Raw genomic sequence first — 18,981 nt, 5'->3', positions numbered from 1 at the left:
GTTTACTCCAGGCGATCCAGCACCTGATCCACCTTCTCGGGAGTCAGTTGCTCGTAATAGACATGGTCAACCTGCATCATTGGCGCGCCACAACAAGCCGCCAGGCATTCTTCTTCCCGCTTCAGGTAGAACTTACCATCGGGAGTGCTTTCACCAAGCTTGATGCCCAGCTTCTTCTCAAGATGCGCCAAAATAGCGTCGCCACCGCGCAACATGCAGGAAATGTTAGTGCAGACGGAAATGCTGTGCCGACCGACCGGTTTCAGTTCAAACATTGAGTAGAAGCTGGCGACCTCATAAACAGCGATGGGCGGCAGGTCGAGATAATCCGCCACCGCGTCCATCAATTCCGTCGTGAGATAGCCGCCATTCTCATGCTGGACCTCGCGCAAGGCGGCCAGTACGGCGGACTGTTTCCGATCAGCGGGGTAGCGGGTCAACCAGTGATCAATTTCCGCACGGGCATGGGCGGACAATACATCGTGGTTATGCGCGCTCATCAGCGGTCAACCTCCCCGAAAACGATATCCTGCGTACCGATGACCGCCACCACGTCGGCCAGCATGTGGCCCCGGGTCATCTCGTTCATAGATGAAAGATGGGCGAAACCCGCCGCCCGCACCTTGACTCGATAGGGCTTGTTGGCGCCATCGGAAATCAGATAAATCCCGTATTCGCCCTTGGGATGCTCGGTCGCCACATAGACCTCGCCCTCGGGGACGCAATAACCTTCCGTGAACAGTTTGAAATGGTGAATCAGCGCCTCCATGTCCTCTTTCATTGTCTCGCGCGACGGCGGCGCGACCTTGTGGTCGCCGATCATCACCGGGCCGGGATTTTCCTTCAACCACTTCACGCACTGCTTAATGATCCGGTTGGCCTGACGCAACTCCTCGACCCGCACTAGATAGCGATCATAGCAGTCACCATTGACTCCAACTGGAATATCGAAGTCCAGTCGGTCATAAACCTCATAAGGTTGCTTCTTACGCAGATCCCAGGCGAAACCGGAACCGCGCAGCATCGGACCGGAAAAACCCAGTTGCAACGCCCGTTCCGGCGTCACCACGCCAATGCCGACGGTGCGCTGTTTCCAGATGCGGTTATCGGTCAACAGCGTCTCGTACTCATCCACCCGTTGCGGGAAGCGCTCGGTAAACGCCTCAATGAAATCCAGCAGGGTCCCGTGGCGATGGGTGTTCCGTTCATCCACATCCTTTTTGCTGTGGCATTGCGATTTCTCATACTCGTATTTCGCCATGCTCTTGGGCAGGTCACGATAAACGCCGCCGGGCCGGAAATAGGCCGCATGCAGACGAGCGCCAGAGGCTGCTTCGTAGCAATCCAGCAAATCCTCACGCTCGCGGAAGGCATACAGGAACATGGTCATGGCGCCGATGTCCAACCCATGCGCGCCAATCCACAGTAGGTGATTCAGAATACGGGTAATTTCCGCAAACATCACCCGGATGTACTGGGCGCGCACCGGCGGCTCAATCCCCAGCAACTTCTCGACCGCCAGCACATAAGCATGTTCGTTGCTCATCGCCGACATGTAGTCAAGCCGGTCCATATAGCCGATGCTTTGATTAAACGGCTTGCTCTCGGCCAGTTTTTCGGTGGCCCGGTGCAACAGACCAATATGCGGATCGGCGCGCTGCACGACTTCGCCATCCATTTCCAGCACCAGGCGGAGCACGCCGTGCGCGGCGGGGTGCTGCGGCCCAAAGTTCAGGGTGTAATTACGAATCTCGGGCATGTTTCAATCCTTGTTTTCTTGGATTAACCCTTAGGATCATCATTATGGGCACACAGCAAGTCTAAGATAGATAGCGGTTATCCTGGCGGATAACGCGGGGCACCAACACGCGCGGTTCGATGCTCACCGGCTCGTACACTACGCGACCACGCTCGGGGTCATAGCGCATTTCCACTTGGCCAACCAGCGGGAAGTCCTTGCGGAAGGGATGACCGATAAACCCGTAATCGGTGAGGATACGCCGCAAATCCGGGTGACCTTCAAACACGATGCCGAACAAGTCGAAAGCTTCGCGCTCGAACCAGTTGGCGCCAGCCCAAAGGGGCACAACCGAAGGCACAACCGGCAATTCATCATCCGGGGCAAATACCCGAACCCGCAAACGCTGGTTGCGCGACACCGAAAGCAATTGGTAAACAGCAGCGAAGCGGCCCTTGCCAGCGAAGGTTCGCCCCGCAGCGGCCGCCTGAATAGCTGCTGAACCACGCCCAGTGGCCCGCTCCACGACGCCCCGGCTGAAACCCTGGTTCGTGGATTCACTAGTCGCCCATTCTACATCGCCATAAGCCGCGTAATCGACCCCGCACACGTCCATGACTTGCTCGAAAGCAAAATCCGGTTCATCGCGCAGAGCGGTAAAGATAGCGATCGCCTGATCAGGTGAGATTTCGATAGTCGCCTCGGCGCGATCCAACCGACAGTCCAGCAAGGTGTCGCCAAATCGCGTTTGCAACTTTTCCAGCAGAGTCTGAAGCGCTTCAGCCATGGAGGATTCTCTTAACGGGCGATGGTGTTGGTGCGGCGAATTTTATTCTGCAGTTGCAGAATGCCATAAATTAGCGCCTCCGCAGTCGGCGGACACCCCGGTATATAGATGTCAACCGGCACGATGCGATCACAGCCGCGCACCACAGCGTAGGAATAGTGATAATAACCACCGCCATTCGCGCAGGAACCCATTGAAATGACCCAACGCGGTTCGGCCATCTGGTCGTAAACCTTGCGCAAGGCGGGCCCCATCTTGTTGCACAGGGTGCCGGCAACGATCATCACATCGGATTGGCGCGGGCTAGGCCGGAACACGATGCCGAACCGATCCAGGTCGTAACGCGCCGCGCCGGCCTGCATCATCTCCACCGCGCAGCAAGCCAGACCAAAGGTCATCGGCCACATCGAACCGGTGCGCGCCCAGTTAATAAGCTTGTCGGCAGTGGTGGTCACCATGCCTTTTTCCAGAATGCCTTCTATTCCCATTCCAAGGCTCCTTTCTTCCACTCGTAGATGAAACCGATCACCAGGATACCGAGAAAGATTGCCATCGCCGCGAATCCGAACAGGCCGATCTGGTCCAGAACAATTGCCCAGGGAAACAGGAAGGCGATTTCCAGATCGAAGATAATGAACAGGATGGCCACCAGGTAATAGCGGACATCAAACTTCATCCGGGAATCCTCAAAAGCCTCGAAACCGCACTCATAAGGCGATAATTTCGCGCTATCAGGGCGGCGGGGACCGAGGAAAAAGCCAAGACTGATGACGACCACGGCCATCGCCAGGGCGATCACTACGAACATCAGGACAGGAAGGTAATTGGACAGCATTGGGAGTCACACCTTACTGAGATATGTAAGACACCCTGGCAATCGACAGGGCAGGATGCCTGATTTGGTGCCGATGGCCGGACTCGAACCGGCACGGCTTGCGCCACTAACCCCTCAAGCTAGCGTGTCTACCAGTTCCACCACATCGGCATGGTAACCACTATTTATTAGTATCTTGCGGCAACTGCGGCACATCGACCGGACCTTGGACGGTCTCGGGCGGCGGCGCAGGCGTTTCGGATACCGCTCGTTCCATCACGCTCTCCGGCGCTGTCGAAGTCCGCGTCGCAAAGTAACCCAGCGTTAAACTGGTCAAAAAGAACGCCGTCGCCAAAACCGCTGTTGTCCGACTCAAGAAAGACGCCGAACCCTGCGATCCAAACATCGTTGCGGAAGCGCCGCTCCCGAACGCCGCGCCCGCATCAGCGCCTTTGCCCTGCTGCAACAACACCAAGGCTACCAGAGCAACGGCGATGATGACATGCGCGACGAGGATGAGGGTATAAACCATGATGACTACAGTTTAGCAGCCTGAACGGGCAATCGCCAGAAAGTCCTTGGCGTCCAGCGAAGCGCCGCCAATCAGACCGCCATCAATGTCCGCCATGGCCATTAATTCCCCGGAATTCGCTGCCTTCATGCTGCCGCCGTAGAGAATGCGGGTTTCAGCAGCCACCGTCGGATTCTGCTCGGCCAGCTTAGCGCGGATGAAAGCGTGAACGTCCTGCGCCTGTTGCGGCGTAGCCGTCCGCCCCGTACCAATCGCCCAGACCGGCTCATAAGCGATGACTGCGTCATTGAACGCCTCGATGCCTTCCAGATCCAGCACCGCCTTGAGTTGCCGTTCCACGACTGACTCGGTCACGCCCTGATCGCGTTCTTCCAGAGTTTCGCCGACACAGAGAATCGGCTTGACGCCTACCTTGCGGGCTGCAGCGAACTTGCGCGCCACCATCTCGTCGCTTTCCCCATACAAGGTGCGGCGCTCGGAGTGACCGACGATGACATAGGCGCAATGGAAATCCTGAAGCATCGGGCCGGCCACTTCGCCAGTGTAAGCGCCCGAGGCGTGTTCAGAAAGATTCTGGGTTCCCCAGGCAATCGTGGTCCCGCTGAGCTGTTGTTCAACCAGCCCGAGATAAACAAACGGGGGGAACACCGCCAGTTCAACGGCCGCCACCTCGACGGCGCCCGCCTTAATCCCCTCTAACAACCCGCGGATGCTTTCCGCCGAGCCATTCATCTTCCAATTTCCGGCCACCAGCTTACGGCGCATGTTCTTTTCTCCTGGATTCTGAAAAACCGGTGAAGCTTACGGATTTCGTTGCTGGAAATCAATCATACCGACAGAGTATCTCTGACAACAGTTGCCAGTTCGCGAGCGTGGCGCTCAACCACAGCGGCATCGGGCCCCTCGACCATGACCCGCACCACGGGTTCAGTGCCGGAGGGACGCAGCAGCACCCGGCCATGATCTCCCATTTGCGCTTCGACGGTGCGCACCGCTTCAAGGATTGGCGGGCGCTGGATATCCACAGCGCCACTCACCGACACATTGATCAAGGTTTGCGGGTACTTGGTCATGCCCGCCTTGAGGTCATGCAGGTTCTTTTCAGAATGCAGCATCGCTGCCAGCACTTGTAGAGCCGAGATGATGCCATCGCCGGTTGTCGTGCGATCCCGGCAGATAATGTGCCCGGAATTTTCGCCGCCCAGCATCAAATTTTCGGCCAGCATTCGCTCCATCACGTAGCGGTCGCCAACCTGGACGCGATGCAATTCGAGTCCTAGCGCCCGCAACGCTATTTCCAATCCGAGATTGGTCATTAATGTGCCCACAATCGCATTGAACCGACTGCCGGCGCGCAGGCGATCGCGGGCGATGATAAACAGCAAATCATCGCCGTCGAGAATTTCGCCTCGATGATCAACCATAATGACCCGGTCGCCGTCGCCATCTAAAGCGATGCCCAGATCGGCGTTCTCTTCCTGAACCGTTTCGCGCATTACCGCTGGCTTGGTAGAGCCACAGTCCAAATTAATGTTCAGGCCATCGGGAGATGCGCCGATGGGAATCACCGTTGCGCCCAGTTCGTTAAACACGCTGGGCGCGACATGGTAGGTCGCGCCATGCCCGCAATCCACCACGATTTTCATACCCGCCAGACTGGAGCCGGCAGGAATCGTGCTTTTGCAGAATTCAATATAACGACCGGAGGCATCCACGATGCGCTCAGCCTTGCCGAGAGCATCCGGCTCGACGGTTTCCAGCGGCCGCTCCAACAGATCTTCGATGTGCTCCTCGGTTTCGTCGGGCAGCTTTTGTCCGTCGCGGGAAAAGAATTTGATGCCGTTATCATAGTAGGGATTATGCGAAGCGCTGACCACGACGCCGGCGCAGGCATGCAGGGTGCGCGTCAAATAGGCGATGCCAGGGGTCGGCATGGGACCTAGCAGGGCGATATTGACGCCCGCTGCGGACAATCCGGCTTCTAGCGCAGATTCAAACATGTAGCCAGAAATACGAGTGTCCTTGCCGATCACCACCTTGTTGAAATCCCGGCTCCGCAGAGCGCGTCCGACCGCCCAACCCAGTTTGAGGATGAACTCAGGCGTAATCGGATATTCCCCGACTCGCCCGCGAATACCGTCCGTACCGAAATATCTTTTTCCCATCGCCATACCCCCTGATTCAGTATGACCAGGGATTATAGCCACGCAACAGCGCGGCGCATACCCAAGAAGTTACATCGATACGAACCTCCAAGGATAAGCAATAACTATTGACATCATTGCCAAAGTCAATTAGCTAGATGGCCTTATGCAAATTATGCTTTATTCGGCCTTGTAATTATTGAGGTCTTCCCCTATTTCCACCATCTAAAAGAGAGGGCTTTACCGATGCAGCTCAAAGGCTCCAAGACCGAAGAAAACCTGAAAGCAGCGTTCGCCGGCGAATCACAGGCTAATCGTCGCTACCTGTATTTTGCCAACAAGGCGGATGTCGAGGGCCAGAACGATGTCTCGGCTCTGTTCCGCTCAACAGCGGAAGGCGAAACCGGCCATGCCCATGGTCACCTGGACTATCTGGCGCACGTCGGCGATCCTGCTACGGGTCTGCCCATTGGCTCTTCGCGCAATAACCTGAAATCGGCGGTCGCGGGCGAAACCCACGAATACACCGACATGTACCCCGGCATGGCGAAAACCGCCCGTGACGAAGGCTTCGATGAAATTGGTGACTGGTTCGAGACGCTGGCCAAGGCCGAGCGCTCACACGCCAACCGCTTCCAAAAAGCTCTGGACGCGTTGGTTGACTGAAGGTGCGGGGCGGGCTGAACGCCCGCCCTGATTCTCAGGCGCCACTGGAGGAGAGGCTATCATGAGCGTCCGCGAAGGCAATCTGGAGCCGCCAAAACGACATCCCATCGACTGGAAAAATCCCGACTACTACAACGAAAGCATGCTGTCCGCCGAATTGGAGCGGGTCTTTGATATCTGCCACGGTTGCCGGCGCTGCGTCAGCCTGTGCAACGCCTTCCCCAAGCTGTTCGACCTGATTGATGAAGGTGAGACCGGCGAGGTGGATGGCATCCCTAAAGCCCGCTACGGAGAGGTCGTTGATCAATGCTATCTCTGCGACGTGTGCTTTATGACCAAATGTCCTTATGTACCGCCCCACCCCTGGAACCTGGATTTTCCACACCTGATGTTGCGCGCCAAGGCGGTCAAGTTCAAGAAGGGCGAGGTCACGTTCCGGGATAAGCTACTGACCAGCACCGACGCCCTGGGCAAGTTGCTGGCGATTCCCGTGGTGGCGCAGACGGTCAACGCCACTAACAAAAACAAAGCCATACGCGGCATGATGGACAAAATGCTGAAAGTTCATCGCGACCGCCAACTACCCGATTACGCCTCACAACGCTTTCGCGCCAACGCCCAGGCCAATGGTCATTTTCCCGCGCGCGATGGCGAGCGCACCCCCGGCAAAACGGCGATTTTTTCCACCTGTTACATCAATTACAATGAACCGGGTATTGGCCACGACCTGCTAAAGATTCTGGTCCACAATGAGATTCCGACCCGCCTGGTGGAAAAGGAGGCTTGTTGTGGAATGCCAAAGCTTGAACTGGGCGACCTGGAATCGGTGAACCGGCTGAAAGAAATCAACATTCCGGTGCTGGCGAAGCTGGCGCGTGAAGGCTACGCGATTTTGACCGCCATTCCTTCCTGCACCCTGATGTTCAAGCAAGAGCTGCCACTGATGTACCCGGAAGACGCTGATGTACAGGCGGCCGCCGAAGCCATGTTTGATCCCTTTGAGTACCTGGCGCTGCGCAACAAAGACGGCCTGCTCAAAACCGATTTTAAACAGCCGCTTGGCACGGTCTCCTACCACATCCCCTGCCATCTGCGAGTGCAGAACCTGGGGCAGAAGACCCGCGAGTTGTTGCAACTGGTTCCGAACACGACCGTCAATACCGTCGAACGCTGCGCCGGCCACGATGGCACCTGGGGCGTGAAGAGCGAATACTTCGACACGTCGATGAAAATTGGCCGACCAGTCTTCAGGCAAATGGCCGAAGTCAATCCGGATTATGTCAGTTCGGACTGCGCGATCGCGGGCCGGCATATCTGTCAGGGCATGGGTGAAACCCAAGCGCAGAAGCAACATCCTATCTCTCTGATTCGGATCGCCTACGGGCTTTAACTGTGGAGGACTGGTTATGTCACTGATCACCCGTGACAGCCTGATGACCCTGGAGCAATACGCTCGGGAACGCCCCGCTTTTCGAGCACGGGTACTCGCTCACAAACAGAATCGCAGTCTGGCGCTAGGCAATCACCTGACCTTGCTGTTCGAGGACGAACTGACCCTTCGTTATCAGATTCAGGAAATGCTGCGCATCGAAAAGATTTTCGAGGAAGAAGGCATTCAAAGCGAGTTGGAAGCCTATAACCCTCTGGTTCCCGATGGAAGCAATTTCAAAGCGACTCTGCTGATTGAGTACCCGGATGTTGACGAACGGCGGCGAATGCTCGCCTGCCTAAAGGGAATCGAGGACGCCATCTGGATTCAGATCGAGGGCTGCGCGCGCGTATTCGCCATTGCAGACGAGGACCTGGAGCGGGAAAACGAGGAGAAAACCAGCGCCGTACATTTCCTGCGCTTCGAACTTACGCCGGAGATGAAAAACCATTTTAAAGAAGGCGCGGCGCTGGCGATCAGCGTCAATCACCCGGAATACGCCGCTGAGGTTCCGGTGATCCCCGAAAGTTTACGCTTGTCGTTGTTGGGCGATCTAGCTTAAAGTCTCTCTCTCCTTATGGGAAAGGGATTTCCCCTTCCCCAACTTCTCTCCCGCCAGCGAGCGAGGGGAGTGAATGCTGACTTCCCAACCTGAGTGGGTGTTCCTGATGCTGATTTTCGACCAGTCCCGGCCAGGCCGACAAGGCGTTGTTCCCGCCGCTGCTCCCGAAGAAGCGCTGTCCGACCTGCCTGCTCATTTGTGCCGCTCCAAATCCGCGCCGTTGCCGGAAGTCTCGGAATTGCAGACCGTGCGCCACTACACTCGGCTGTCGCAGAAAAACTTTTCCATCGACACCCATTTTTATCCCCTGGGTTCTTGCACCATGAAGTACAACCCGAGCGCCTGCCACCGGTTGGCCTCGCTACCGGGTTTTCTAAACCGTCACCCACTGGCCCCTGAGAACATCAGTCAGAGTTTTCTGGCCTGTCTTTATGAGTTGCAGGAGATGCTGCGGGAGGTGACAGGGATGCAAGCTGTCTCACTGACACCGATGGCCGGTGCTCAGGGCGAGTTTGCTGGGGTAGCGATGATCCGCGCCTATCATATCGCGCATGGCGATCAGGCCCGACAGGAAATCCTGGTTCCCGACGCCGCGCATGGCACCAATCCCGCCACTGCCATCATGTGCGGCTTCACTGTTCGGGAAATTCCTACCGACGCACAAGGCGATGTGGATCTCGCCGCCTTGCGCCAAGCGGTCGGGCCGCAAACAGCCGGGCTGATGTTGACCAATCCCTCGACACTGGGTGTATTTGAGCGCCACATCACCGAGATTGCCGCCATCGTCCACGATGCGGGGGGGCTGCTCTACTACGACGGGGCTAATCTCAACGCCATTCTCGGCAAAGCCCGACCCGGTGACATGGGCTTTGACGTGATGCATATAAATCTGCACAAAACCTTCGCCACCCCGCATGGCGGCGGCGGACCCGGCGCAGGACCAGTAGCGGTTAACGCCCGGCTGGAGCCCTTCCTACCCATACCGTTTGTTGCCAGGGAAGGCGAACGCTACCGCTGGCTTAGCGAGGCCGACCGTCCACAGAGCATTGGCCGACTGTCAGCGTTCATGGGTAACGCCGGCGTTATCTTGCGCGCTTGTATTTACGCTCGAATGCTCGGTCGCGCCGGCATGGGACGGGTCGCCGACTACTCCACCTTGAATGCCAACTATCTTATGGCGGAACTGATGAAAGCCGGCTTCGATGCCGCTTTCCCACAACGGCGAGCCAGTCATGAATTCATTATCACTCTGAAACGTCAGGCCAAAACCCTGGGTATTACGGCCATGGACTTCGCTAAGCGTCTCCTTGACCTTGGCTATCACGCGCCGACCACCTATTTCCCGTTGCTGGTGCCGGAATGTCTGTTGATCGAGCCAACTGAGACCGAATGCAAAGAGGAACTGGATGGTTTTGTCGCGGCGATGGGGCAAATTCAACGGGAAGCGGAAGCCGGCCCTGAACAGGTCAAAGGTGCGCCGCACCACCGACCGGTGCGCCGTTTGGACGAAGTGCGAGCCGCACGCGAAATGGACCTGGCCTGGCATCCAGTTGGCGAGTCCTGAACGATCATGGCTTTCCAGCAGCACACCGGTTGGCGTCGCCTGGTCAATGCGACCGGCTATTCCTGGGCGGGTTTGCGAGCCGCCTGGCGCAACGAAGAGGCGTTCCGCCAGGAAGGACTACTGTGTGCAATCATGACGCCACTAGCGCTATGGCTCGGCGATAATGCTGTGGAACGATCGTTACTGATTGGTAGCCTCCTGCTGATTGTCATTGTTGAACTGCTCAATACCGGTATCGAAGCGGCTATCGACCGTATTGGCCCGGAGCGGCACGAATTATCCGGTCGGGCCAAGGATATAGGCTCGGCAGCAGTGTTCATGGCCCTGTTGAACGCCGCTGTAGTCTGGCTGCTGATTTTATTGAGCTGACTTTCTATCGCTATCGCGCATCGACTGACTTGACTGTCATTTTTTCAATCCATTCTTGATTCTCTATTGCTACTCTTTGTAGATTGATTCTGCAAACAGTAGCAATAGAGGAGACAACCGTGCGAACCGGAATCGTCATTGATTCAGCCTGCGATCTACCGCAAGCCTATATTCGACAAAATAATATCTACATTATGCCGATCAGCCTGCATTTAGGTCATGGTCTTTTCAAGGATGTGCGCGATCCAGAAGCCACTCAGGCTTTTTATCGCAAGTATCTGGCGGAAAAGACTCTGGATGCTGAAACAGTGCCGTTTTCCATGGAACAAATCATGGATCTGTTCCTTGATGATCTGGTATTGAAATATGATCGGGTGTTAGTTATCACTATTGCCCAGACCCGCAGTCCGATTTTCGCTAACGCCTCCGCAGCATCCTACGCGATCCTTAAACAATACCGCGAACGACGCCAGAAAGCAGGCATGACAGGTTCCTTCTATCTGACCGTTCTGGACAGCAAGACTTTATTTGCGGGTGAGGGCGTACTGGTTCATGAAGCTGTGCGCTTGCTGGATGAACATAATCTGTCCTTCGGCGTGTTGCGTGAGATTATTGAACAGCTAAGCCAGCAAGTCTACGGCTACCTGGTTCCTGAAGATCTGTTCTATATTCATCACCGAGGCAGCAAAAAAGGTGAAAAATCCATTGGTCTGCTTGGTTATCGCTTTGGCTCGCTGCTCGACATTAAGCCGATCATTGGTTTTCATCGCGGCAAAAGCCAAGCGGTTGACAAGGAACGGGGGTTTGATCGGGCCTTGATCAAGCTGTTTAATATTGCCCGGCAGGCGATTGACCGAGGACTAGCCACGCGCATTGTGAACACCAGCTACGCCGGGGATCCTGAGGTGATTCGCCGCAAGCGCGCATTTATTGATTTCGAACGTTACGCCAAGGAATGCGGGATTGAAACGCTACTCTCGGTCATGAGCACCGCCGGAGGGATCAACGTTGGTCCCGGCGCGTTTACGCTGGCTTATATCGCCGGTCCCCCGGCCACATTCCCGAGAGCGCTGACAATGACGCTGGAGAACCCATAAAAATAACAAGTGCGGTAGATGAATTCCAGGTCGACTAGATCATCTGAAGTCGGATTTCCAACGGAAAAATCAGTATAATTATGGGTTATTAGTTTCAATCACTCTATCAGGAGACGATATTGCAATGAAAGTAATGACTCGATTTCTAACGGTTTTCCTACTCATTGCCAGCATGTCCGCTTTTGCCGCCGAATCGGAAACGATTCAAATCACCGAGCCGTGGGCGCGAGAAAGCCCTCCGACCATGACCAATGGTGCGGTCTACATGACCTTAACTAACACCGGGCCAGAGGCCGATCGCCTGTTGGGAGGCTCCGGTGAAGTCGCGGAAACCATCGAATTGCATACCCACATTATGGAAAATAATGTAGCAAGAATGCGCAAGGTGGAAACGATCGAAGTTGCGGCTGATCGACCAACCGTTCTGCAGCCGGGTGGGCTGCACATCATGCTGATCGGCCTGAAGCACCCCTTAACTGCAGGCCAGACCTTTCCGCTGATGCTGCGCTTTGAGAAAGCGGGCGAAATCCCGATTGAAGTCACGGTGCGGGGCAAGGATGCCGACATGGCGCCTAACGGCCATGCCCATCACCATCACGATTAACACGCCATGAAGCCTGGCTCAGATAAAGATCGTTTCGGTCTCCCCAATCCACGCATCACGCCACGCGCCAGGATGCTGCTAGTCATAGCGGCTGGAATAGCGGCCTTCAGCTTTGGTCTGTGGTTAAATTTCGGACTTCTTTCTAATCGCGCCGAGCCGCCAACCATCGCTGGCATTTTCCTGGAACCGCCCCGGCCGGTTGAGGATTTCACGCTGATCGACCAAGAGGGGCAGCCATTCACCAGAGAACGCTGGCGCGGAAAGTGGGTCTTCGTGTACTTCGGTTACACCTTCTGCCCGGACGTATGCCCATTGACGCTGCTGGAGTTAAGCAAGATGCAGAAAATTCTGGCGCGGGAGAATCTGGATCAGCACAATGCTTATCTGTTCATTTCCGTGGATCCGGCCCGGGATACGCCGGAACGACTGGGAAAGTATGTACCCTACTTTAACCCAAAGTTCCAGGGTGCAACCGGGACGCCCGAGCAACTGGCTGGGTTAGCCAAACAGTTCGGTGTTTACTACAAAATTCCTGATGCGCCGGAGGGGAATTATACGGTCGACCATTCATCGACTGTGATGCTCATCGACCCACAAGTGCGGCTACGCGCGGTTTTCACCGAACACCAACCGGAGGCTATGGCTGCCGATTTTCGGAAGATACTGGAATACGACGCTGCAGCGCACTAATGGCCTACCTGCTAGGACTTCAGAGGTCAGGTAGTGGCCAGCAGACTCCAGTCAATATCGCGGCGGCGGGGCGGTTCGGCTGGCTGCATGATGGGCTGAAGGCGACAGGCTACGTTGGTAAGTCTCTCAGACATGTTCATGCAAACCACACTCGCGTTTAAGGCCGAAGAAGCGGGTTTCCTCGGGACTCATGCCATCCACCAGCCGGCGGGTGGTATGCACATCGCCAATGGAAACGTAGCCCTGCTCCCAGAGCGGGTGATAAGGTAAGCCATGCTTGCTCAGGTAGCGGTAAATATCGCGATCAGTCCAATCGATGATGGGGTGAACCTTGCAACGGCTATTACGCCATAAGAGCACATCGAGATGCTGACGGCTTTTGGCCTGTTGCCGCCGCAGACCGGAAATCCACGCCTTCACGCCCAGTTCATGCAAGGCTCGTTGCATCGGTTCGACCTTGTTCAACTGGTTGTAACGGTCGATTCCTTCCAACCCCTGTTCCCAAAGTTTGCCGTAACGGGCCTCTTGCCAAGCCGGGCTGTATTGGGAACGATAAATACGAAGGTTCAGGGACAACCGCTCGGCCAGTTTGTCAATAAACTGGTACGTCTCAGGGAACAGATAACCGGTATCGACCAGCAAAACGGGGATGTTCGACTGTTGTTGGGTAACCAGATGCAGGCAAACCGCTGATTGTGCTCCGAAACTGGAGGTCATTACGATGCGGTTCGGGAAATTTTCCAATGCCCACGCCACCCGCTCCTCGGCAGGGAGGACTTCCAGCTCACGATTCATCGTTTCCAGATCAAACCACGGCTGATCGACGGAGGGTTGGGAAAGAGGCTGCGCCTGCGCCGGATTCATCGTAAAGTTCCTTGTCATCATGGCAAGTGGGAAAAAGGAGGGCCTGAATGCCTGACTGTTTAGCTGTAGAATTTAGCAGGGTCTTTATAAACCCAAAAGGAATGAATATCTATATATTTATTCCTTTTTGATATTAGAATTTCAATTTCTGATTTTGGCGCCTGATACCTTGCTATGCACTACCCTGAACCTTTTGATGTCATCGTAATCGGTGGCGGCCACGCCGGGACAGAAGCCTGCATGGCCGCAGCGCGCATGGGCCTGAAAACCCTGTTGTTAACCCATACCATCGAAACCGTGGGCGCCATGAGCTGCAATCCGGCCATTGGTGGCATCGGCAAAGGGCATCTGGTCAGGGAAGTCGACGCACTCGGCGGCGTCATGGCGCAGGCCGCCGATCAGGCCGGCATCCAGTTCCGCATTCTGAACAGCCGCAAGGGGCCGGCAGTGCGCGCCACCCGTTGCCAGGCTGACCGGGCGCTCTACCGATCCACCGTGCGGAACTTCATTGAGAATCAATCGAACTTGCGTGTCTTTCAGCAAGCCGCTGCCGATTTAATCATTGAGGGCGACCGAGTCATGGGCGTCATCACACAGACCGGCATCCGCTTCGCCGCCGGGGCAGTAATACTCACCGCCGGCACGTTTCTGGCCGGACGCCTTCATGTCGGATTAACGAACTACGAAGGCGGTCGCGCGGGCGATCCCCCCGCGAACGCTTTAGCTGCGCGGTTGCGGGAACTACCCCTGCATGTGGGCCGGTTAAAGACCGGGACGCCGCCGCGGCTGGATGGACGAAGCATTGATTTCGCACAATTGATTGAACAGCCGGGCGATGAACCCTGTCCGGTCTTCTCCTACCTGGGTTCGGTTGACGAACACCCTCAACAGATTTCCTGTTGGATCACCCATACCAGCGAACAGACTCATGACATCATTCGCAGCGGCCTGGACCGTTCGCCAATGTACACCGGCGTGATCGAGGGGGTGGGACCGCGCTATTGCCCGTCGATCGAGGACAAGATTCACCGCTTTGCTGGCAAGAACTCCCACCAGATTTTCCTGGAGCCGGAAGGCTTGCACACGCATGAATTCTATCCGAACGGTATCTCCACCAGCCTGCCGTTCGATATTCAATATCAACTGGTGCGTTCGATGAAGGGCTTGGAGAAAGCCCATATCACCCGGCCTGGCTATGCGATTGAATACGACTTTTTCGATCCGCGCGATCTGGATTACTCGCTGCAAACCCGATCCATTCAAGGCCTGTTCTTCGCCGGACAAATCAATGGCACCACCGGCTACGAAGAAGCTGCCGCGCAAGGCTTGCTGGCCGGGATCAATGCAGGACGGCGCGTTCGCGGCGAAGCGCCATGGTGGCCAAAACGCGACGAAGCTTATCTCGGTGTTTTGATCGATGATCTCATCACTCGAGGTGCGCCGGAACCCTATCGGATGTTCACCAGTCGCGCGGAGCATCGCTTGTTATTACGCGAGGATAATGCTGACCTGCGCCTGACCGAAATGGGACGCCGATTGGGATTAGTTGATGATGAACGTTGGCGCGCGTTTGAAACCAAGCGCGAAGCCATCGAGCAGGAAAGTCAGCGGTTACGTGGCTTGTGGGTGCGCCCATTGGAACTGGCCGGGGAAGACGCGCAACGGGTTTTACAAGGCGCGCTCACCCGGGAAAGTCGCGCTGCTGAGTTACTGCGTCGGCCCGAGGTCACTTACGCTGGGCTGATGAGCTTGTCTGGGATGGGGCCTGGCGTCGCCGATCCCCAGGTTGCCGAGCAAGTGGAGATTCAAGCCAAATACGCCGGCTACATTGATCGCCAGCGTCAAGAGATCGAACGGCAACGCCGGTATGAGGAACTGACGTTACCGGCTGATTTGGACTATGCCTCAGTCCATGGCCTGTCGCGGGAAGTGCGCGAGAAACTTGATCGCCACCGACCCTGCACCCTGGGTCACGCTAGTCGCGTTCCGGGGGTTACTCCCGCGGCGATTTCCTTGTTGCTCATTCATCTTAAACGCTCTTCATCTCGCCGAAACATAGGCAAATAGTTGCCCGAAGGAGCGATTTCGATTAGTTTCACCCGGTTGAAAATGATTCACAGCAAGATGCAGTGCGGAAGAGTCCGGCTATTCCTGCTATTCTTGATGAGTTAGACGTTTCCCTATTTCGTGGCCTGGTTCGAGCAGCCAGGTCTGCCGTTCCGAAGCACGAGGATGTTTCTTGATGAAAGTCAATGTTAGCGTTGAAGCCACCGCCCAGGAAATGCGCGAGTTTCTGGGTTTGCCAAACGTACAACCCCTGCATGACGATATTTTGCAGGTCGTCCGCGACAATATGCAGCGCGGTGTTATCAACTTCGACGCCCTTGGTTTGCTCAAACCGCTGTTACCCAGTCAATTTCATTCGATGGAAATGGTGCAAAAATTCTGGGAGGCGGTCGCCAAGGCTAGTGGAGGAAGCGGGGTCGTCGCGGCCAAGGAGACTGCCAACCGCAAAAACGAACCCACATCGGAACCGCACGAGAAAGACTCTGTACGCAGCAGTAATGAGAAATCCGCGTAATATCGCCCGAGCGAACAAACCCGCTGACCGGGGGAATGGATATGGCTAACAAGATTCTGGTGGTGGACGATGAACCGAATATCGTCCTGTCCTTGGAGTTTTTGATGAAGCAGGCGGGCTTCCAGGTGCGAACCGCCTCGGATGGCGAAGCGGCGCTAGCCGCTATCACCGCCGAACTGCCGGATTTGGTGTTGCTTGATGTCATGATGCCGCGCAAAAACGGCTACGAAGTCTGCCAAGCCATTCGCTCCAATCCAGAGTGGGCCAACTTGCGCATTATTATGCTGACGGCCAAGGGACGCGAGGTCGAACGGGAAAAGGGCTTGGCGTTAGGCGCAGATGACTACATCACCAAACCTTTCTCGACGCAGGAGGTCGTGGAGCGGGTCCGCGAGCTGCTGACTGAAGCGGATTGAATCGTCATCATGCGCTATCGGACCCGCATCTGGTTGCTGTGGCTGATTCCAGCCGTCTTGACGCTGGTTTCGTTGCTCTGGATTGGCTGGCGGATTTTCCAAACGGTTCCTGAATCCGATGCGCGCGATTTGCTGCTGCTCTGGCTCATCCTGGCCGCATTCACCATCATCGGCGGCGTCACCGTTGTCTGGTCGCTGCTGGACTGGCACTGCTTCATTCCCCTGGGCGCCTTGGCGCGCGGCGCGCGAATTATCACCCGCAGCAATCCCGGTTACATGCTGGAATTGCCCAGGCAACATTGGCTGGGTGAATTTCCGACCATGTTACTCGAACTGGGCGAGGCCCTGCACAAAGCCCGCCGTGAAGCTGCCGCCGCCGCCGTAACTGGCACTCAGGAAATCGAGGAACAGAAAGCCCGGCTGGAAACGGTTCTGCGCGAGTTGTCGGAAGGGGTGCTGGTTTGCGATGACGAAGCGCGCATCCTGCTCTACAATCCGGCAGCGGTGAAACTGCTCCCCAACCGCGAAGCGCTGGGCTTGGGGCGTTCGCTCTATGATCTCTGGACCCGCGCGCCGATTGAAAGCACTCTGCAATTGCTGCGCTACCGTCAACAAGGCAGTAGGGAGAATAAATCGGCCAGCGATGCCGAATTTGTTTGTGCAACCGTGGATGATGAAACCCTGTTTCACTGTCGAGTGAGTTTGTTGCCGGGCGTTGCCGGGCGCATCTCCACCTTCGTCGTAACCTTCCGCGATGTCACCCAGCAAGTCGATCGTTCCCTGCTCAAAACTCGTGCCGAGGATTTACGCAGGCCCTTGGCCAATCTGCGGGCGGCGGCGGAAATGGTCACAAACTTCGGCGATATGGAACAACCGCAGCGGGAAGCCTTTCAGCAGGTGATCGTGCAGGAAAGCGAACAGCTTAGCCAACGCTTGCAAGACCTGGCCCTGGAACTGCGGGACTTGTACGCCAGCCGCTGGCCCATGAACGATGTGTACTCCGCCGATCTGATTGGCAGCGTTATCCACCACCTGGAGAAGCGCAGCAGTCTTCAGGTAAAAATGGTGGGCGAACCACTCTGGCTGAATATCGACAATCATTCGATCATGCTGCTGCTGGAGCATGCACTTGAACACCTGCACGCATATGGCGTCAGCTCGACCTTTGAAATTGAATGTTTGTTGGGCAACCGCCGGGTTTACCTGGACATTATCTGGCCGGGCCAGCCCCTGTCCGCTGATCGGCTGGAACACTGGCTGAGCGCGCACATGGAGGATCTGGTCGGCGCAACCACGGTCGGCGAAGTGCTGCGTCGGCATAACAGCGACATCTGGAGTCAATCTCATCGTCGACCGGGCTATGCCTTGTTGCGTCTACCTCTGCCAACTTCAGCGCGTCAATGGAAGGAACCGCCGAAAAATCTGCCGGAGCGTCCAGAATTCTACGATTTCTCTCTGTTCGAACATCGCAAGGAGTGGGGCGAACTGCTCAATTACCCACTCAGTGCGCTTGCCTACGTGGTGTTCGATACCGAAACCACTGGACTGACGCCTTCCAAGGGCGACGAAATCATCCAGATTGCCGGAGTGCGCATTGTTAACCAGCGAGTTCTGGCAGGAGAAATTTTTGACCAGCTGGTTAACCCGGGCCGACCGATTCCCAAAGCATCCATTCGCTTTCATGGCATTACCGATGACATGGTCAAAGACCAAGCGAGCGTCGATGTGGCGCTGACGCAGTTTCGCAAATTTGTTGGCGATGACCAAACCGTGCTGGTTGCTCATAACGCCGCCTTTGACATGAAATTCCTCAAGATGAAAGAGCAGAAAGTTGGTGTTCGCTTCGACAACCCTGTATTGGACACTTTGTTGCTATCCGGCTATCTGCACGACTACACCGATGATCACAATCTGGACGCCATCGCCGACCGATTGGGAGTGGATGTCCACGATCGCCACACGGCACTGGGCGATTCGCTGGTCACCGCGCAGGTCTTTCTCAAATTGCTCGATCTGCTGGAAGCACAAGGCGTCAAGACCCTCGGCCAGGCGCTGGATGCCTCCGACAAAATGGTGGAAATTCGCAAGACACAGGCTAATTTTTAGAGGTTTAAAGGTATTTTC

The 18,981-nt window shown here is 56.0% G+C and carries 21 protein-coding genes and 1 tRNA gene; 12 read left to right on the top strand and 10 right to left on the bottom strand.

What is annotated here, in order from left to right; translation table 11 throughout:
- Positions 1-2: 2 nt before the first annotated feature.
- The 9 genes from nuoE to glmM form a co-directional block, all read right to left on the bottom strand.
- Complete coding sequence (nuoE, locus tag H6973_02575) at positions 3-500, bottom strand: NADH-quinone oxidoreductase subunit NuoE (protein ID MCP5124543.1); 498 nt, start codon at positions 498-500, stop codon at positions 3-5.
- Complete coding sequence (locus H6973_02570) at positions 500-1,759, bottom strand: NADH-quinone oxidoreductase subunit D (protein MCP5124542.1); 1,260 nt, start codon at positions 1,757-1,759, stop codon at positions 500-502. Before H6973_02570 ends, nuoE begins: the two co-directional genes overlap by 1 nt.
- Before the next feature lie 61 nt (positions 1,760-1,820).
- Positions 1,821-2,525 carry an NADH-quinone oxidoreductase subunit C gene (locus H6973_02565; GenBank protein ID MCP5124541.1) on the bottom strand — a complete coding sequence of 235 codons (705 nt, stop codon included), beginning with the start codon at positions 2,523-2,525 and terminating at the stop codon, positions 1,821-1,823.
- Between the two features lie 11 nt (positions 2,526-2,536).
- Positions 2,537-3,013, bottom strand: coding sequence for an NADH-quinone oxidoreductase subunit B (locus H6973_02560; protein ID MCP5124540.1), 477 nt, complete (start codon positions 3,011-3,013; stop codon positions 2,537-2,539).
- Complete coding sequence (locus H6973_02555; GenBank protein MCP5124539.1) at positions 3,004-3,360, bottom strand: NADH-quinone oxidoreductase subunit A; 357 nt, start codon at positions 3,358-3,360, stop codon at positions 3,004-3,006. The genes H6973_02560 and H6973_02555 overlap by 10 nt, the downstream gene beginning before the upstream one ends.
- Before the next feature lie 65 nt (positions 3,361-3,425).
- Positions 3,426-3,510: transfer RNA gene (locus tag H6973_02550), tRNA-Leu, on the bottom strand.
- Positions 3,511-3,520: 10 nt separating this feature from the next.
- Positions 3,521-3,871, bottom strand: coding sequence for a preprotein translocase subunit SecG (secG, locus tag H6973_02545; protein MCP5124538.1), 351 nt, complete (start codon positions 3,869-3,871; stop codon positions 3,521-3,523).
- A gap of 12 nt (positions 3,872-3,883) precedes the next feature.
- Positions 3,884-4,636, bottom strand: a complete 753-nt coding sequence (locus H6973_02540) for a triose-phosphate isomerase (GenBank protein ID MCP5124537.1) — start codon at positions 4,634-4,636, stop codon at positions 3,884-3,886.
- A gap of 62 nt (positions 4,637-4,698) precedes the next feature.
- Positions 4,699-6,036: a phosphoglucosamine mutase gene (glmM, locus tag H6973_02535; GenBank protein MCP5124536.1), complete on the bottom strand. Its 1,338-nt coding sequence runs from the start codon at positions 6,034-6,036 to the stop codon at positions 4,699-4,701.
- Positions 6,037-6,261: 225 nt separating this feature from the next.
- On the opposite strand from glmM, the gene H6973_02530 reads away from it, so the two are divergent.
- From H6973_02530 to H6973_02495, 8 genes are all read left to right on the top strand, one after another.
- Entirely contained in the window at positions 6,262-6,681 is a 420-nt protein-coding gene (locus H6973_02530) for a rubrerythrin (GenBank protein MCP5124535.1), read from the top strand.
- Between the two features lie 61 nt (positions 6,682-6,742).
- Positions 6,743-8,071 carry a Fe-S oxidoreductase gene (locus H6973_02525; protein MCP5124534.1) on the top strand — a complete coding sequence of 443 codons (1,329 nt, stop codon included), beginning with the start codon at positions 6,743-6,745 and terminating at the stop codon, positions 8,069-8,071.
- 16 nt (positions 8,072-8,087) lie between these two features.
- A complete protein-coding gene (locus tag H6973_02520; GenBank protein MCP5124533.1) occupies positions 8,088-8,672 on the top strand; it encodes a DUF3501 family protein in 585 nt (194 codons plus the stop codon).
- Between the two features lie 106 nt (positions 8,673-8,778).
- Complete coding sequence (gcvPB, locus tag H6973_02515) at positions 8,779-10,236, top strand: aminomethyl-transferring glycine dehydrogenase subunit GcvPB (protein MCP5124532.1); 1,458 nt, start codon at positions 8,779-8,781, stop codon at positions 10,234-10,236.
- Positions 10,237-10,242: 6 nt separating this feature from the next.
- Positions 10,243-10,605, top strand: a complete 363-nt coding sequence (locus tag H6973_02510) for a diacylglycerol kinase (GenBank protein ID MCP5124531.1) — start codon at positions 10,243-10,245, stop codon at positions 10,603-10,605.
- Between the two features lie 119 nt (positions 10,606-10,724).
- On the top strand, positions 10,725-11,702 hold the full coding sequence (locus H6973_02505) for a DegV family protein (protein ID MCP5124530.1): 978 nt from the start codon (positions 10,725-10,727) through the stop codon (positions 11,700-11,702).
- 124 nt (positions 11,703-11,826) lie between these two features.
- Positions 11,827-12,306, top strand: a complete 480-nt coding sequence (locus H6973_02500; GenBank protein MCP5124529.1) for a copper chaperone PCu(A)C — start codon at positions 11,827-11,829, stop codon at positions 12,304-12,306.
- A 6-nt stretch (positions 12,307-12,312) separates the two neighbouring features.
- Positions 12,313-12,996, top strand: a complete 684-nt coding sequence (locus H6973_02495) for an SCO family protein (protein MCP5124528.1) — start codon at positions 12,313-12,315, stop codon at positions 12,994-12,996.
- Positions 12,997-13,122: 126 nt separating this feature from the next.
- Here H6973_02495 and H6973_02490 read toward each other — a convergent pair whose 3' ends face one another.
- Complete coding sequence (locus H6973_02490; GenBank protein MCP5124527.1) at positions 13,123-13,860, bottom strand: phosphoadenylyl-sulfate reductase; 738 nt, start codon at positions 13,858-13,860, stop codon at positions 13,123-13,125.
- Between the two features lie 174 nt (positions 13,861-14,034).
- Here H6973_02490 and mnmG point away from each other — a divergent pair, with 174 nt between their 5' ends.
- The 4 genes from mnmG to H6973_02470 all read left to right on the top strand — a co-directional run bounded on the left by mnmG (position 14,035) and on the right by H6973_02470 (position 18,963).
- A complete protein-coding gene (gene mnmG, locus H6973_02485) occupies positions 14,035-15,927 on the top strand; it encodes a tRNA uridine-5-carboxymethylaminomethyl(34) synthesis enzyme MnmG (GenBank protein MCP5124526.1) in 1,893 nt (630 codons plus the stop codon).
- A gap of 175 nt (positions 15,928-16,102) precedes the next feature.
- Positions 16,103-16,441, top strand: coding sequence for a hypothetical protein (locus H6973_02480; GenBank protein MCP5124525.1), 339 nt, complete (start codon positions 16,103-16,105; stop codon positions 16,439-16,441).
- 41 nt (positions 16,442-16,482) lie between these two features.
- Positions 16,483-16,857, top strand: a complete 375-nt coding sequence (locus tag H6973_02475; protein MCP5124524.1) for a response regulator — start codon at positions 16,483-16,485, stop codon at positions 16,855-16,857.
- Positions 16,858-16,866: 9 nt separating this feature from the next.
- Entirely contained in the window at positions 16,867-18,963 is a 2,097-nt protein-coding gene (locus H6973_02470) for a PAS domain-containing protein (GenBank protein ID MCP5124523.1), read from the top strand.
- Positions 18,964-18,981 lie beyond the last annotated feature (18 nt).

The organism is Gammaproteobacteria bacterium, from assembly GCA_024235095.1.
GTDB lineage: Bacteria > Pseudomonadota > Gammaproteobacteria > Competibacterales > Competibacteraceae > UBA2383.
Note: the sequence above shows the minus strand (reverse complement) of the source record. Positions and strands in the feature narration are given on the sequence as shown.

Bases quoted from the DNA above. Each gene is read 5' to 3' on its own strand.
- mnmG (MCP5124526.1), top strand. From the start codon at position 14,035: ATGCACTACCCTGAACCTTTTGATGTCATCGTAATCGGTGGCGGCCAC.
- H6973_02500 (MCP5124529.1), top strand. From the start codon at position 11,827: ATGAAAGTAATGACTCGATTTCTAACGGTTTTCCTACTCATTGCCAGC.
- nuoE (MCP5124543.1), bottom strand. From the start codon at position 500: ATGAGCGCGCATAACCACGATGTATTGTCCGCCCATGCCCGTGCGGAA.
- H6973_02565 (MCP5124541.1), bottom strand. From the start codon at position 2,525: ATGGCTGAAGCGCTTCAGACTCTGCTGGAAAAGTTGCAAACGCGATTT.
- secG (MCP5124538.1), bottom strand. From the start codon at position 3,871: ATGGTTTATACCCTCATCCTCGTCGCGCATGTCATCATCGCCGTTGCT.
- glmM (MCP5124536.1), bottom strand. From the start codon at position 6,036: ATGGGAAAAAGATATTTCGGTACGGACGGTATTCGCGGGCGAGTCGGG.
- H6973_02520 (MCP5124533.1), top strand. From the start codon at position 8,088: ATGTCACTGATCACCCGTGACAGCCTGATGACCCTGGAGCAATACGCT.
- H6973_02530 (MCP5124535.1), top strand. From the start codon at position 6,262: ATGCAGCTCAAAGGCTCCAAGACCGAAGAAAACCTGAAAGCAGCGTTC.
- H6973_02495 (MCP5124528.1), top strand. From the start codon at position 12,313: ATGAAGCCTGGCTCAGATAAAGATCGTTTCGGTCTCCCCAATCCACGC.
- H6973_02555 (MCP5124539.1), bottom strand. From the start codon at position 3,360: ATGCTGTCCAATTACCTTCCTGTCCTGATGTTCGTAGTGATCGCCCTG.
- H6973_02525 (MCP5124534.1), top strand. From the start codon at position 6,743: ATGAGCGTCCGCGAAGGCAATCTGGAGCCGCCAAAACGACATCCCATC.
- H6973_02480 (MCP5124525.1), top strand. From the start codon at position 16,103: ATGAAAGTCAATGTTAGCGTTGAAGCCACCGCCCAGGAAATGCGCGAG.
- H6973_02540 (MCP5124537.1), bottom strand. From the start codon at position 4,636: ATGCGCCGTAAGCTGGTGGCCGGAAATTGGAAGATGAATGGCTCGGCG.
- H6973_02470 (MCP5124523.1), top strand. From the start codon at position 16,867: ATGCGCTATCGGACCCGCATCTGGTTGCTGTGGCTGATTCCAGCCGTC.
- H6973_02570 (MCP5124542.1), bottom strand. From the start codon at position 1,759: ATGCCCGAGATTCGTAATTACACCCTGAACTTTGGGCCGCAGCACCCC.
- H6973_02560 (MCP5124540.1), bottom strand. From the start codon at position 3,013: ATGGGAATAGAAGGCATTCTGGAAAAAGGCATGGTGACCACCACTGCC.
- H6973_02510 (MCP5124531.1), top strand. From the start codon at position 10,243: ATGGCTTTCCAGCAGCACACCGGTTGGCGTCGCCTGGTCAATGCGACC.
- gcvPB (MCP5124532.1), top strand. From the start codon at position 8,779: ATGCTGATTTTCGACCAGTCCCGGCCAGGCCGACAAGGCGTTGTTCCC.
- H6973_02475 (MCP5124524.1), top strand. From the start codon at position 16,483: ATGGCTAACAAGATTCTGGTGGTGGACGATGAACCGAATATCGTCCTG.
- H6973_02490 (MCP5124527.1), bottom strand. From the start codon at position 13,860: ATGAATCCGGCGCAGGCGCAGCCTCTTTCCCAACCCTCCGTCGATCAG.